Annotated in this window: 11 protein-coding genes; 9 read left to right on the top strand and 2 right to left on the bottom strand. The window is 64.8% G+C overall.

The genetic code is table 11. The features are described 5' to 3' along the window. Positions 1-33 precede the first annotated feature (33 nt). Entirely contained in the window at positions 34-1,335 is a 1,302-nt protein-coding gene (locus tag QN315_RS03670) for a polysaccharide polymerase (RefSeq protein WP_323991544.1), read from the bottom strand. Next, positions 1,332-2,528, bottom strand: coding sequence for an acyltransferase (locus QN315_RS03675; protein ID WP_323991545.1), 1,197 nt, complete (start codon positions 2,526-2,528; stop codon positions 1,332-1,334). Before QN315_RS03675 ends, QN315_RS03670 begins: the two co-directional genes overlap by 4 nt. A 525-nt stretch (positions 2,529-3,053) precedes the next feature. On the opposite strand from QN315_RS03675, the gene QN315_RS03680 reads away from it, so the two are divergent. The 9 genes from QN315_RS03680 to QN315_RS03720 all read left to right on the top strand — a co-directional run bounded on the left by QN315_RS03680 (position 3,054) and on the right by QN315_RS03720 (position 15,325). After that, positions 3,054-4,160 (top strand): polysaccharide biosynthesis protein GumK, encoded by a 1,107-nt coding sequence (locus QN315_RS03680; RefSeq protein WP_323991546.1) that lies wholly within the window; start codon positions 3,054-3,056, stop codon positions 4,158-4,160. A gap of 58 nt (positions 4,161-4,218) precedes the next feature. Then, entirely contained in the window at positions 4,219-5,400 is a 1,182-nt protein-coding gene (locus tag QN315_RS03685) for a glycosyltransferase (protein ID WP_323991547.1), read from the top strand. Beyond that, positions 5,397-6,374: a glycosyltransferase gene (locus QN315_RS03690; protein WP_323991548.1), complete on the top strand. Its 978-nt coding sequence runs from the start codon at positions 5,397-5,399 to the stop codon at positions 6,372-6,374. Before QN315_RS03685 ends, QN315_RS03690 begins: the two co-directional genes overlap by 4 nt. Before the next feature lie 68 nt (positions 6,375-6,442). Continuing rightward, positions 6,443-7,768 (top strand): UDP-glucose/GDP-mannose dehydrogenase family protein, encoded by a 1,326-nt coding sequence (locus tag QN315_RS03695; RefSeq protein WP_323991549.1) that lies wholly within the window; start codon positions 6,443-6,445, stop codon positions 7,766-7,768. A gap of 467 nt (positions 7,769-8,235) precedes the next feature. Further along, positions 8,236-9,735, top strand: a complete 1,500-nt coding sequence (locus QN315_RS03700) for an exopolysaccharide biosynthesis polyprenyl glycosylphosphotransferase (protein WP_323991550.1) — start codon at positions 8,236-8,238, stop codon at positions 9,733-9,735. Between the two features lie 34 nt (positions 9,736-9,769). Continuing rightward, positions 9,770-10,591: a WecB/TagA/CpsF family glycosyltransferase gene (locus QN315_RS03705; protein WP_323991551.1), complete on the top strand. Its 822-nt coding sequence runs from the start codon at positions 9,770-9,772 to the stop codon at positions 10,589-10,591. Beyond that, positions 10,588-12,813 carry a polysaccharide biosynthesis tyrosine autokinase gene (locus tag QN315_RS03710; protein WP_323991552.1) on the top strand — a complete coding sequence of 742 codons (2,226 nt, stop codon included), beginning with the start codon at positions 10,588-10,590 and terminating at the stop codon, positions 12,811-12,813. The genes QN315_RS03705 and QN315_RS03710 overlap by 4 nt, the downstream gene beginning before the upstream one ends. Positions 12,814-12,824: 11 nt before the next feature. Next, positions 12,825-13,997 carry a glycosyltransferase family 4 protein gene (locus QN315_RS03715; protein ID WP_323991553.1) on the top strand — a complete coding sequence of 391 codons (1,173 nt, stop codon included), beginning with the start codon at positions 12,825-12,827 and terminating at the stop codon, positions 13,995-13,997. Then, positions 13,997-15,325 carry an outer membrane beta-barrel protein gene (locus tag QN315_RS03720; RefSeq protein ID WP_176640340.1) on the top strand — a complete coding sequence of 443 codons (1,329 nt, stop codon included), beginning with the start codon at positions 13,997-13,999 and terminating at the stop codon, positions 15,323-15,325. Before QN315_RS03715 ends, QN315_RS03720 begins: the two co-directional genes overlap by 1 nt. The last annotated feature ends 10 nt before the right edge of the window (positions 15,326-15,335 follow it).

Genomic DNA, 15,335 nt, shown 5'->3' on the forward strand with positions numbered 1-15,335 from the left:
GCCAAGAAACATCGATATTTTCCCCGCAATGGATCAGATCGCGGCGCCCGGCAGGGGACCGGCGCGGCCGGCCCATGCCATTTTGGGGGCGGGGCGCCATGTTTTTGCCGGCCGGATCGTCTCGGTCACCCCGTAGAGGAACCACAGGAGTGCCGCGGTCTTGATCGTGAACACCGAGGCGCCGATGCAGAGCGACGTGGCGAAATAGACCGAGATCATGGATTTCATGATCGCGCCCTCATGCGTCAGGGGCCGGCGGAAGGAGAATAATCCGAGATAGAACAAAGTCAGGATGGCGCCGAGATTGTTCAGCACATAGGCATAGCCCGTGTCGGCCGTATAGACCTGGGACGGCGCCAGCGCGAACCATTGCCCGACATTCCAGTAATCCAGCAATCGCCCCGAGAAAACCAGGCGCCCGGAAAAATCGTCGTTGATGATCGCGGGCAGCACGCCGGGCAGTTCGTGCATCGAGCCGACCAATGTCAGCGCCGTGGCGACGAGAATCGGCAGGATGAAGGACACCATGGGCATCTTGCAGAACGGGCTGAGGCGGAGCATGAGCATGGCGGCGCAGCAGCCCGACGCGAAGCGGGAATCGGCCAGGATGAAGCACAGCACCGAAAGCCCGTAGAGCGCCACATAGCGGCGTCCCGGCTGGTTGCGCGACACGCTGAGGCACCAGGCGAACACGATGGCGGAGAAATTCCCCAGCGAATCCGGTTCGAGAAAAATCGAGGACACGCGATGCGAGCCGAATATCGACTGAAAGAACGTCCGGCTGGCGGCGGCGCCGCGATTGCCGCTGAGGAAGAGATTGGTGTTGCTGTAGTTCACCGTATCGCTGGCGATGACGCCTTTCTGCACGTAGTAATCCCATATATTGAACATCTGGGAATAAAGGTCGGTCAGAACCAGTTCCATGAACCCGACCAGCAGGACCAGGACCATGATGATCCAGATCGTGGACCGGGCCGTGCGTTCGGTCGCCATGCGGCCCAGGCCGTAGAAGATGTACATGATGCCGACATCATGGACGATCTTGAAGCTGATGGCCGGGTTCACGAGCTTGGCCCCGAGCAGGAAACCGACCGTGACCGCGATGATCCAGAACGTCGGACGATCGATCCGGTTGCGGATCATATAGAAGCCCGTCCCCATGATCATGATTTCGACCAGGGCGATCAGAGGATTTCCGACATGCACCCAGTGGCGGGTGGAGATGAAGCAAAGCGCGAGATTGAACGACGCCCCGGCGATGACGAGGTATTTTCCGCCCTTGCGAAGATCGGCCGGGGATGCGGCCCGTTCGGCCACCGCGAGAGACATGCTCATCCTTCCAGTTCACGGGCCAGTTCAGGGGCCGTCGGAAGCGCGGGGTTCAGCCTGGCATTCTCCCACGCGGGTCGCGGATCGGACGACAGGCGGCGCGCCAGGGACCGCCCGAGATTATGCAGCGGCAATTCGACCCAGCGATATGTCACGCTGGAAACGGCCAGCGTGACGGCGATCGTCAGGACCGCAAGCATCGCCTGCGTCAGATCGGGCGCGGCGAGCAGAAGCCGCGTGCCCATGCGATGTTGTAAAAAATCAAACAATGCCAGCAAAATAGGCAAATGCAGCAAATAGACACTGTATGAGAGTTCGCCCACCCATACCATGCGCCGATGGGTGAGCACGGCGAAAGAACGGCCCGAGGCGTACAGATCGCGGACGATCACGAACGCCGCCAGCGATTCGATGATATTATAGACCTGTTCCGGCACGGCGTGGCCGCCGAGCGCCAGCCGGTCATAGAGCAGGATCACCGTCGCGGCGGCCGGGATTGCCGGCGATGCCGCCCACGCCACGGACGGGAGCAGGGGGATCAGGGCGCCGATCGCAAAGGACAGGCCGAAATTCAAGCCGATTTCCGAGGGCATCGGCACCAGCGCCAGCACGAAGAACCCGGCCAGCGCCCACGGGCGCAGGCGCGCATGACGCATCAGCACCAGGATGAGCGGGAAAACGACCGAAAAGATCAGTTCCACCCGAAGGGACCACATCGGCCCGTTATAGCGCGTATATGCGCCGAGCAGCGCCAGGGCGACATGGGATGGGGACACCGGCGCCCCCAGATTGCGTGCGAGCCAATCCACGAAGACGCCGACATTCATGCTGTCGCGCACATAGACCGTCACGGCGATGGAAAAGACGACGGAAACCCACAGGAGGGGAAAAATGCGGAACACGCGCTTCAGATAGAAGCCGAGAACGGTGTCGCGATCGAATCGGCGGACGCGGCGGAGGGACAGCGACAAGACGCAGCCGCTCAATACGAAGAAAAGCAGGACGGCCGCCTGCGCATTGAAGGCGTACGTCACCAGGTCATGAATGAGGCGCCCCCCCGGCGTCCGCGGCACCGGATCGTAACGGATGACCTGGATGACGTGCCCCGCCAGGACGACCAGGCAGGCGACCCCGCGCAGCGACGTCAGTTGCTGCAAATAGGCTTTTTCGGAACGCGCCTCGAACAGATGGTCCGACATTCATCGTCTCTCCGCCAGAAGAAACCCCCCGGCACAGGCCGGGATCAGACAGACATAAATACAAAACATATCGCGACACTATCGCCCGACGGCGCATGAAGTTCGCCGACCAGCCCGACCAACGGGTGTGAAAAACGTTTTAAAGGCTGGAATGCCGCACGCAGCCGCTGACATGGCGTGACCACGTATTTTTGTATCACCTACCCCTTCCCGCCCGCGCATTGCAAGCTCAAGGTTCCGTGATGCGATATCTTTTTTTCCAACAGGCGAAATAGTTTCTTGATTCCGGAGTGCGGATGGTCAACAAATTGCCTTATTCAGGGTGCAAGTGCAGATACGCTTTGTTAACTCGCTGAGTTTAAACGTTCCTGAGTTTCATATAAGCGTCACTTCAAGATTTCCGGCCGTCCGCCGCCGTGTGAGACGGTTTGCCTGAATCGATTACGTCCAGACACAATTACGTCCTGACCTTTCATTGCAATCTTCCCTGCGTTCTTTGCAACGAAGTAGAGGCGGAATGTTCGTATGACCGTTTCACTGGTTATATCGGTGCATGATTATCGCTCTCGCCGGAAGGCGAGCGTGCATTTCATCACCGCCGAAATGGCGAAGCGGGGAAAGACGCGTTTCTTCTCGGTCGGGCTAAGCCGGCTGTCGGAGCACAGGGGCGACACGCGGGCCGACCTGGCCCCGCGGGCCAACCGCGTGGAATATGTCGACGGCGTGGAATGTTTCTTGTGGAGAACGAGCTGGCATCCGTTCAACATGCGGCGGCCGGCGCTGGCGCCCGTGGAAGAATCGCTGTTCTGGCTTTATCGGCGGCTGATTCCGCGTATTCCCAGGCAATGGCTGCGCGAAGCGGACACGGTCTTCATCGAGTCCGGCATGGCCCCGGTTTTCATCGAGGATGTGCGGAAGCTGAACCCTGCGGCGCGCATTATCTACCTGGCGTCGGACGACCTGGATGTCATCGATGCGGCCGGGACGATCAAGCGGCGGTTCCGCGCCAATTTCGACAGCATCGATACCGTCCGCCTGCCGTCGCGCCTTTTGCAGGACGGCATGCCGCATAATCGGACATCGTACTTCATTCCGCACGGGATCGACCGTACGATCGCCCAGAGCGACTATCCGACGCCGTATGGGAATCGGCGAAGCTGCGTCTCGGTCGGGTCCATGCTGTTCGATGCGAGTTTCTTCACGATCGCGTCCTCGCTGTTCCCGGACATCGATTTTCACGTCATCGGCGCGGGCAAGGCCGCGAACGGGCTGTCGGCCGGCAATATCATCGTGCATGAGGAGATGCCGTTCGCGCAGACCCTGCCCTATGTCCAGCATGCGGCCTTTGGCGTGGCACCGTATCTGGACCGGCAGACGCCGCGGTATCTGATCGATACATCCTTGAAATTGCGCCAGTTCGGCATATTCGGGATACCGGCGGTGTGCCCCGAATTCGCCCTGGGGGATCAGGAGGGGCGCTATGGCTACCGTCCCGGCGTACCGGAGACGATCCGCGACGCCATAGACAAGGCACTGGCGCATCGCGCGCCGATACGGCCGCACATGCTGGGCTGGGACGAGGTCGTGGACCGGATCATCACGCCGAAAGCCTATGCGGACACCAGTCTTTGACGCCAACGCAGCCCGCCAGGGGCATGTCGACGGGGCCAGTCGACGGGAGGAGGAACGGATGCTTCAGCAGGTCGGCGACCAGGATTGCCCGATAGTGGGGATCTATCGCACCGAAATTCTGCCCTTGTCCGAGACCTTCGTACGGGACCAGTCCCTGGCGCTGACGCGCTGGAAGCCCGTCATGATCGGTGAAAGGCTGATCGACAAGCTGCCTCTGGAGGGATTGCCGGCCCGGGCCCGCTATCGGGGGCCCGCCACCCTGCCCCAGCGGGCGCGCAGCATGCTGGCCCGCAGCCTGAACCGTGCCCCGCCGGGCCTGGCGCGGATCGCGCAGCATGTGCGGCCGGCCCTGATCCATGCGCATTTCGGCTTTGACGGGGTCGAGATCTGGCACCTGGCGCGCCGCCTGTCGATTCCGCTGCTGGTCACGCTGCACGGGTCGGACATCACGACCGACATGGCGTGGTTCGCCGCCGGCCGATCCGGGCGACGATGGAAAAACTATCCGAGCCGCCTGCGGCGTCTGGCCGCCAGTCCCGACGTGACCTTCGTTGCCGTATCGGGACATATCCGCGACGCGGCGATCGCGGTCGGACTGCCGGCGGAGCGGATCCATGTCCGCCATATCGGCATCAATCCCGACCGTTTCATTCCGGGCCCGGTCTCTCCGGGCGCGCGGCCGCCGATCATCCTGTTTCTGGGCCGGCTGGTGGAAAAGAAGGGATGCCGGTTTCTGATCGACGCCTTTCACCAGGTGCGCGCGGCCTTGCCCGAGGCGCGGCTGATCGTCGCGGGAGACGGCCCCGAGCGGGCCCTTCTGGAAGAGCGGGCGGCGCTGATCGGCAATGTGACCTTTACCGGCGCGGTGCCGCGCGAGCGCGTCATAGCGCTGATGGGCGAGGCGCGGGTCTTTTGCCTGCCGAGCGTCACGGCGCGCAGCGGGGACGCCGAAGGGCTGCCGCTGGTGCTGCTGGAGGCCCAGGCCAGCGGCGTGCCGGTGGTGACGTCGGCCCGAGGCGGCGTCACGGAGGGGATCGCGGACGGGGAAACGGGCTTCGCCTTCGCCGAGGGCGACGTCGCGACGCTGCGGGACCGGCTGCTGGACGTTCTGACGGACGACGCGCTGGCGGACCGGATGGGTGCGGCCGGACGGCGCTTCGTGCAGAAGAATCACGATATCCGCATATGCACCAACGCATTGGAGGATCTGTACGACCGCCTGGCCCGGGTGCACGCATGACCGACAGCTTCAGCGTTTCCGTCATCATCCCCGTCTATAACGCCGTGTCCTTCGTCGAGCGGGCGATCGGGTCGGTCCTGGAGCAGAGTCTGCCGGCCGTGGAGATCCTGGTCGTCGATGATTGCTCGACCGATGCGACGGCCCAGGTCGTGGCGACGCTGGCGCAGCGTCATCCGTCCATCCGCCCGATGCGGACGGCGGTGAACGGCGGACCGGCCGCCGCGCGCAACCTGGGCATCGCGCAGGCCACGGGGGACTGGATCGCGATCCTGGACGCGGACGACGCCTATGCGCCCGACCGGCTGGAGGCGATGGCGCGCATGGCGGCCGCCGACCCGGACAGCGATATCCTGGCGGATGACCTGCTCTATTACGACGCGGGCGCCGGGATGGTGACCGGGCGGGCCATCGGCGCCGCGCACATGCAGGACCGGACGGTCACGCCGGCCGATTATCTTGCGCATAACCTGGCCGACGGGCGCGGCGCCGACTGGGGATTGCTGAAGCCGGTCATCCGGCGCGCGTTCCTGATGAAGACGGGGCTGCGCTATCCGGTCGGGCAGCGTCATGGGGAGGATTTCACCTTCATGATGCATCTTCTGCTGGAGGGGGCGCGGTTCAGGATCCTGGACACCGCGCATTACCTCTACACGCAGCGGGAGGGCGCCGTCAGCCGGCGGGAATCGACCATGACGCGGACGACGATCGCCTATGCCGCGCTGGCGCAGTCGGCGCTGGAACTGACGAGTCATCCCGCGATCAAGGCGCAGCCCGGCCTTGACGCGCTGTTGCGCAGGCGTGCCGAAGGATTGCTGCGGCTCGACGATGCGCATTTCTTTTCACAGGCCATCCGCAAGGGCGCCCTGGCCGCGCTTCTTACGAGGGCCCTGCATCGCCCTTCTTTCGTTCCGCGCGTGGGGCGGCAGATCGGACGGGCGATGCAGCGCCGGGTGGCGCGGCGGCGCTCGGCGTGAGCGGAATGAAATTGCCGGCCCATGCGGGACCACATGCGGGCCCGCACCACAAAGCTGAGGAGTGAACCATGCAGATTGCGATGATCGGTGGCGGTTATGTCGGGCTGGTGTCCGGCGCCTGCTTCGCCGAGTTCGGCACGAACGTGACCATCGTCGAGGCCGATCCGGGACGGCTGAATGCGCTGCGCGAGGGGCGCATCCCGATCTATGAGCCCGGGCTGGACAAGCTGGTGGCCGACAATGTGGCGGCCGGGCGCCTGACCTTCAGCGAGGATATCGAGACGGGCATACAGGGGGCCGAGGCGATCTTCATCGCCGTGGGCACGCCGACCCGGCGCGGCGACGGCCATGCCGACCTGCGCTATGTCTTCGCCGCGGCGGAACAGATCGCCAAGAGCATGAAGAATTACGCCGTGGTGGTGACGAAATCGACCGTGCCGGTCGGCACCGGGCGCCAGGTCGCCGAGCTGATCCGCCGCGTGCGGCCGGACCTGGATTTCGACGTGGCGTCGAATCCGGAATTCCTGCGGGAGGGCAACGCGATCGGGGATTTCATGCGGCCGGATCGCGTCATCATCGGCACCGACACGACCAAGCCCGGAGGGTCGGAGCGGGCGATGGAGATCATGCGCAGGCTGTACCGGCCGCTTTACCTGATCGAGGCGCCGATCCTGTTCACGGGCCTGGAAACCGCGGAACTGGCCAAATACGCCGCGAATTCCTTTCTGGCGATGAAGGTCACGTTCATCAACGAGATCGCCGATCTGTGCGAAAAGGTCGGAGCCGAGGTCCACGACATTGCCCGGGGAATCGGGCTGGACAACCGTATCGGCCGGAAATTCCTGCATCCGGGCCCGGGCTTCGGCGGATCGTGCTTTCCCAAGGATACGCTGGCGCTGGTCCATATCGCCCGCGACGCGGATTCTCCGATGCGCCTGATCGAGACGACCGTCAGCATCAACGATGCGCGCAAGGCCAGGATGGCGGAGCGGATTATCGCGGCCTGCGGCGGATCGGTGTCCAACCTGACGATCGGTGTCCTGGGGCTGACATTCAAGCCCGAGACCGACGACATGCGCGAGGCCTCGTCCATTCCCATCCTGCACCGGCTGAGCGAGGCGGGGGCCAAGCTGCGCGCGTTCGATCCGGCGGGCATGGATAGCGCGCGCCCCCTCTTGCCGGATGGCGTGCAATATTGCCGCGACGCACTGGATGCGGCCGCCCAGGCCGATGCGCTGGTGGTGCTGACGGAATGGAACGAGTTCAGGGCCCTATCGCCCAGCCGGCTGAGCGAACTGATGCGGGGCAAGGTTGTCGTCGATCTGCGCAATATCTGGGATCCGAAAACCATGCGCGAGCACGGCTTTCAATACGAATCGATCGGTCGTCCCTGACGCCGGGATGCGGCGGTGCCACGGATATGTGTCTGCGCCGCCCTTTCGGACCATGCGCGATCGGGCGGCTGTTTCGGTCCGGAACATGAGGAACATGTCACAAATAGACTCGACAAGATCGTGTCCAAATCTTTAATCTGGGAGATGGCGATTTCGTTTCTCATGTCTCGGGATATGGTCTCCGTCATGATGGGTGGCGGAGATTTCGCGAGCCGCGTCGCGTCATGCAGGGCGGCCTTCGGGTTACGGAGACGGGTCGGTTTCCGGATTTTTCCAGAGAGAAGACCGGCTGGGACGAAATTCGATCGACCCGAACGAAAGAATTGAACCGATCCGGAAAGATCACGTTTCATAATTGCGTGTTTTCATTGGATGTTCACGGACTTTGATAAAAAATCCTTTATCGGATTCCATGATTCGCAGTTGGAACCGTCGGAGACGCATGTGTATCCGTTGGAGGTCTTCACATGAGTGAGTCCTATAGCTCGTTGCAGAGCACGATCGACTTTCCGGATGACCCGCTCCGGCAGGTTCAGTCCGTAACGAAACCGGCGGAATCCGGCGTCTATCCTTATTATCATCCTGTGCTGAGCGGGATGATAACCAGCATAGACGGCCTGACCGTGATGGGCGCGACGCTTCTGACGGCCTATGCCGGCCCGGAGGTCGTCCACCAGCATTGGGTCATGTCCCAGTCCGTCGCGAACCTGATGTCGGTCCTGGGTTTTCTGATGGCGCCGAAGAAGCGGTCGCTGATTTACGTGCCGACATTGCTGCAGGCTTCGGCCCAACTGCGCTATCTGGCGCCGCCGCTGCTGATCGGCGCGCTGCTGCATGCGGTGGTGCTGTCCATGCTGCGCCACCCGATCGCCCCGTCCGCGGAACTGGCCGCGGTGTGGCTGTTCTGCTCGGCGCTCGCCCTGGGCGCGGTTCGCGGGACGGAGATCGCCCTGCTGGGAAGCAGCGCGATCTCGGGACAATTGGCGCGGAACGTCGCGATCGTCGGCAGCGACGAGACGGCGATCAAGTTCGCCGCGCGCATCGCCGGGGAGGCCGGCCCGACCTATCGGATGATCGGCGTATTCGACGACCACGACACGGCGCTGAACCCGAATGCCGTGGACGGCACCCTGGAAGATCTGATCGTGCGCAGCCGGGAGACGCCGCTGCATGCCATCATCCTGGCCATCCCCTCGCACTATGACCCGCACGACCATGTCGCCGAAATCAGTTGGCGGCTGAGAAGCGTGCTGTCCGACGTCTATGTGCTGCCGAACGTGGTGCACGGCATCGACGTGGTGCTGCCGATCGAGCAACTGGGTCCCTTCGCCCTGCTGGTGCTGCAGCGCCGTCCGCTGTCGGACTGGCAGGCCGTCAAGAAGACGATGCTGGACATGGTCCTGGGCGCGATCGCGCTGGTGATCCTGGCGCCGGTGCTGGCGATCGTCGCGATCGCGATCAAGGCGACGTCTCCGGGTCCGGTCTTCTTCAAGCAGCCGCGCCTGGGTTTCAACAACCGCACCTTCATGGTGTATAAATTCCGCAGCATGTATACCAACATGTCGGACATGATGGCCGCCAGGCAGACGTCGCGGGACGACCCCCGCGTGACGCCGGTCGGGCGGTGGCTGCGCAAGCTGAGCATCGACGAACTGCCGCAATTGCTGAACGTCCTGCGGGGGGAAATGTCGCTGGTCGGCCCGCGCCCGCATGCGCCGCACACGCGTGCGGGCGGCATGCTGCTGGACGATGCGCTGGCGGAATATGTCATCCGGCATCAGGTGAAGCCGGGCATTACCGGCTGGGCGCAGGTCAACGGCGCGCGCGGCGAGCTGGTGACGATCGACGATCTGCGCCGCCGCGTCACGTACGATTTGGAATATATCCAGAAATGGTCGCTGCGCTTCGACATCAAGATCATGGCGCTGACCGTGCTTCGAGAGGTTTTCAGCCGACATGCCTTCTGAAGCTCTTTCCCCGGATATGGAAGTCCCGGATTCGATGAGCCCGGATTCGGCGGGCCCGGCCGCCTTCGCGCCCTCGCCTGCCCGCGATGCGGTGCCGTTCGACGCGCTGGACATCATGGGATTGCGCCTGATGGACATACCGCGCCAGGACCTGGCGGAACTGGTGGTCCGGGCGGCGCGCGCGCATGCCAAGATGCTGGTGGTGAACGCGAACGCGCATTGCATGGTCCTGTCGCAACATGAACACTGGCTGCGCGCACTGTTCGCGGAGGCGGACGTCACCTTCTGCGACGGGGCCGGGGTGCAGCTTGCCTCGCTATTCCTGACCGGACGGCGGCTGCATCGCACGACGCCGCCGGAATGGATCGGGCCGGTGCTGGAACAACTGGGCGGGGATGCGTCCCTGTTCTGGCTGGGCGGCGAGCAGGCGGTCGCCGAGGAGGCGGCGCGGGCCTATGAACAACGCTATGGCGTGCGGACCGCCGGGGTGCATCATGGTTTTTTCGACGCGCGCGCGGGTTCGGCGGATTCGGAGGCGATCATCCGGCAGATCAACGAGACGCGGCCCAACCTGCTGCTGGTGAACATGGGCATGCCGCGCCAGGAACGCTGGCTGCACGACCATTGGCACCGCATCGCGCCGACGATCGCGATCACGGCCGGGGCGCTGGTCGATCATGCCGCGGGGCGCGTCCACCGGCCGCCGCGCTGGGTCGCGAACATGGGCCTTGAATGGGCGGTCCGGCTGTCGCGGGAGCCGCGCCGCCTGTGGCGCCGCTATCTGATCGGCCTTCCCGTCTTTGGATTTCACGTTCTTCGCTGGAAATTCGCCCCCGAACGGAGCAGATCGCAATGAACAACAGGACCGATGCCTGGCCGAACGGACTTTCGGTCCCGGATATGGCTGATTTCAGCATGGCCGAGCATATGCCGGCGGCGCCCCAGAGAGACGGACGGGCGGTCATCCTGCACGGATTGCAGCTTGTGCGGCGCTATCGCCGGCTGTTCCTGGCCGTGGGCGTCGGCACGTTCGTCGTGGGGAGCGGCGTGACGATGATGCTCAAACGCTCCTATATGGCCACCGCGACGGTCGTCGTCTCATCGACCAGCGTCGATCCGGTCAATCTTCAGAATGCCCAGCCCGCCGACCGGCTGCAGGATGACGAACTGGCCACGCAAGCCGGGCTGCTGCAATCGCGCGACGTCGCCGCGGCGGTGCTGCGGGCCCTGCCGCCGCCGCCGGCGCCGGCGGGATTCAACCTGCGCGCCGCGTTGTGCGCCCATGTCCATCTGCTGTGCCCCAAGGCCGCCGCCAGCAATCCCGAGGCGGAGCGGCAGGCGAAGATCGACCGTCTGCTGGCGTCGGTGACCGTGGAGCCCGAGCCGCATTCGCGCATCATCAATATCAGCATCAAGGACAATGACGGGCAGCGCGCCGCCGACCTGGCCAACAGCTTCGTGACGCAGTACCAGCTTCAGGCCCTGGACCGCCAGCGCGGCGACATCAACCGCACGGCGGCCTGGATCGATGCGCGCACGGCGCAATTGCGCGAACGCTGGCTGGAGGCCTCGACCAAGGCCAGCAGCTTCAACGCCGCGCATCATCTGTCCAATACGGGCAACGGGTCGGATACCGGCCCGCTGATCGATCGGCAGATGTCCGAGACCGCGGTCAGCCTGACCCAGGCGCAGAGCCGCCTGGCGGCCGCCGAGGCGCGGGCGGACGCGTTGTCCCGGGCGAGCGCCCAGGGGGAGGGCCGCGCGCTGGTCGAGCTGACGCAGCAGCCGATCCTGGTCGCGACGGCGAATACGCTGTCGCAACTGGAAGCGAGCCGCATGCAGAAGGCGGAGGCCCTGGGGCCGCATCATCCCGACCTGGCCGGCCTGGACATGCAGATCGCCGCGACCCGCGCCAGCCTGGCGAGCGAATTGCGGGCCGCCCTGTCGTCGATCAACGAGGAGGTCGTCTCGGCCCGGGCGGAGGTCGCGCAACTGACGCAGGATCTGGATCAGTTGCGCCAGCAGGCCAGCGTTCAGAGTTCGCCGCAGGCCGAGTACCTGATGCTGGAGCAGGAGGCGCAGAGCGCGCGCGAGGTCTATGAGGCGTTTCTGGGACGGTCGAAGGAGATGGTCGATCGGGTGGCGCTGCTGCAGCCGCCCGTCAGCTTCGTTTCGCATGCCTCGCCGCCCGATGCGCCGACCTTTCCCAATCGCAAGAAACTGCTGATGGGCGTCGTGGTCCTGTCGCTGGTCGCCGCCGGGGCCGCGGTCTTCCTGCGCGACCTGCTGTCGCCGGGCTTCGGCGAGATCGAGCAGTTGCGCGCCCTGATCGGCCTGCCGCTTCTGACGGCCATTCCCAGGATCGCGGCACGCGACAAGCATGCGGTGCGCCGGCATGTGCTGGACGCGCCGTTTTCCACCGCCAGCGAAGCGGTACGCAGCCTGCTTGCGCAATTGTCGCTGTCCGCCGTCCAGACCGGGCGCGGGCGGGTCATCGCCGTGACGTCGGCCGCGGGCGGGGAAGGAAAGACGTCGCTGACCTATTGGCTGTCGGCCCTGGCCCGGACCGGCGGCCAGCCGGTGCTGGTCATCGACGGCGATCACCGCCAGAGCACCGGGCGCCGCGCCGACGTGCCGGCGCAGCGCGGCCTGACGGAACTGCTGACCGGAACGGCCTCGATTTCGGATGTCGTCCAGCGGGACGGAGAGACGGGGGTGGATTTCATCTCGGCCGGCGCGCCCGGCATGTTTGCGTTCGATCCGGCGGAGATCGCGCGGCTGCGCGAGCTTTTGAAGACGATCAGCCAGTCCTACAGCCTGATCATCATCGACAGCCCGCCCCTGCAATGCATGCCGGACGGGCTGGTTTACGGCGCCGTCGCGGACCAGACCGTGTTCGTATGCCGGTGGCTGGAGACGTCGCGCGCCGCCGTGACGTCGTCGATCGAACGGCTTAAATCCTATGGCGCGAATGTCACGGGCGTCGTCGTGTCGATGGCGGAGGAATCGGCCGGCGCCTTTCCGGGGGCGCCCTATAGCGGCCAGCCGCGACGCCTTGCATTACCGTATCAGTCCTGAGGATCGTCCCATTGAAGACCATCCATATCGTACGGCAGTTCAGCCCCTCGGTCGGGGGCCTTGAGGACTCGGTCCTGAATCTCTGCAGGGTGCAGCGCGACAATCTGGGCATCGACGCGCGGGTCGTGACGCTGAACCGCGTGTTCGGCGATCCGGCGGTCCTGCCGCCCACGGATGTCGTGCAGGGGGTGCCGGTGCGGCGGATCGGCTGGTCCGGGTCGACGCGCTATCCGATCGCGCCCCAGATCCTGTCGCATCTTGACGGGGCGGATATCGTCCATGTTCACGCCATCGATTTTTTCTTCGACTACCTGGCGGCGACGCGCTGGCTGCATGGGCGGACGCTGGTCGCGTCGACGCATGGCGGGTTCTTTCATACGAAGGCGCTGCGGCAGGTCAAGGCGCTCTGGTTCCAGACCCTGACCCGTGCGTCGCTGCATGCCTATAAGCGCATCGTCGCCTGCAGCGTGAGCGATGCGCAGATGTTCGCCCCGATCGCGGGGAAGCGGCTGCTGACCATCGAGAACGGGATCGACCAGCGGAAATTCCGCGCCGCGTCGTCCGCCGCGCCGACGCGCACGATGATCAGTTTCGGCCGCTTCGCGCGGCACAAGCAGATCGACCTGCTTTTTCCTCTTCTCGCGCGGCTGCGCGCGCAAGGGGAGGATTGGCGCCTGATCGTGGCGGGGCGCCCCGCCGACCAGACGGAGGCCGATCTGGCCGAGGCCGCGCGGGCGTCGGGGGTCGCTGAGGCCACGCGCTTCGTGATCGCGCCGTCCGACGACATGTTGCGGAGCCTTTTCGGAGAAGCCAGTTATTATTGCTGCCTTTCGCAGCATGAAGGATTCGGCCTGGCGGCGGTCGAGGCCCTGTCGGCGGGGCTGATTCCCGTGCTGAGCGATATCGTGCCCTTTCGACGCCTGGTCGAGCAGACGCAGGTGGGGATCGTGCGCCAGGCGCAGGACCTGGACGGGCTGGCGCGGGACATGCGCGACCTGCATCGGCAGGGCGAGGCGCACGTGTCCGCCGCCAGGGCCCGTGCGATCGCGGAATCGTCCCGTTATGACTGGGACGATGTGGCGCGCCGCTATGCCGAGCTGTACAGGTCGGTCCTGCCGGACGGCAGCGCCGCGGTGCCCCAGCCCCTTGCAATGGACGCGGCCCGGGGAGGCACGCTGACCTGATGGCGGCGGAACATGCCGGGCGCATCCGGCATCACCTGGCGACTCTGGCGGCGCTTACGGTCGCGGCCTGGAGTGTGCCGGCTCATGCGCAGTTGATTTCGCAATATTTTCCGTCCGACCTGCCGGGCTATTCGTCTCCGGACCAGGCGGATTCCGTCGTCATGCGTCAATTGCTGAGCAACCGGCCCGCCGGCATTCCGGTCGGCAGCTTCATCCTGCGCCCTTCGGCCGCGGTGGCGGGCGGGTACAACACCAACACGCTGGCGGCGCCGCATACCGCGAGCCCGGAATTCGAATTCGACGGCGGGCTGAAGCTGAATTCCAACTGGACGCGCAACGCGCTGGGGGTTTTCGCATCCGTCAGCGACAGGCGCTTTCCGTCGATTCCATTCGCCGATTACACGAACTGGAGCGCGGGGACCGGCGGGTCGGTGGCCCTGGGCAACGACACGCTGGCGCTTGGCTATACCCATTATCAACTGCATCTGTCGTCGATGGATCTGGGCAATTTCGGCGTGTCGCGTCCGGTGCCCTATGACGCCAACGACGTCCGGCTGACCTATACGAAGCTGTTCGGCCGTTTCAGCCTGATTCCGGCGGCGATCTATGAGGATTACACGTTCGGCAGCGCCTTGGGCGGGGGGATCGATACCAGTTATGCCAGCCTCAGCCACCGCCTGGAGACGGGTTCGCTGACGTCGCGCTTCGAACTGTCGACCGGCAATGCGGCGGTGATGATCCTTCGCGGCTCGACCGCGCAATTCACCAACGGGGGCGAGGGGAACGACTATGCCGACGGGGCGGGATTCCTGGGGCTGGACCTGAATGCGGATTCGGTCATCCGCTATCGCCTGCTGGCGGGGGGCGAGACGCGCCATTTCACCCACGGCCCGGCGCCCGCGGTCACCACCCCGACCTTCGAGATCGACACGATCTGGACGCCGCGGCGGCGGGATACGATCAGCATCTATTTCTATCGGCGCATCCTGGACCCGGCCTCGCCCTTTGCGCGGAACCAGACCGTGACCGACGGGCGCGTGCAATGGGACCACGAACTGCGCCGCACGGTCGTCCTGCGCGGCTATGCGGAAGGCGGGATGAGCCAGACCGGGCGCACGGTCGCCGGCACCGCGTCGCGCACGCAGACCCTGTTCAAATTCGGCGTGTCGGCGAACTGGGTGATCAACCGCTATGTCACCGCATCGCTGTCCTATAGCCATGTGAACGATTTTTCCCATGGCGGCCTGCCCCCCGACCCGCTCTTCCCGACGCGGAAGTCGACCTTCGCCAGCAATTATGTCTCACTCGGGTTCAGTTTCGCCGAATGACGCCCACCGC

It is taken from the genome of Nguyenibacter sp. L1 (assembly GCF_035199985.1).
GTDB classification, from domain to species: Bacteria; Pseudomonadota; Alphaproteobacteria; order Acetobacterales; family Acetobacteraceae; genus Gluconacetobacter; species Gluconacetobacter vanlangensis.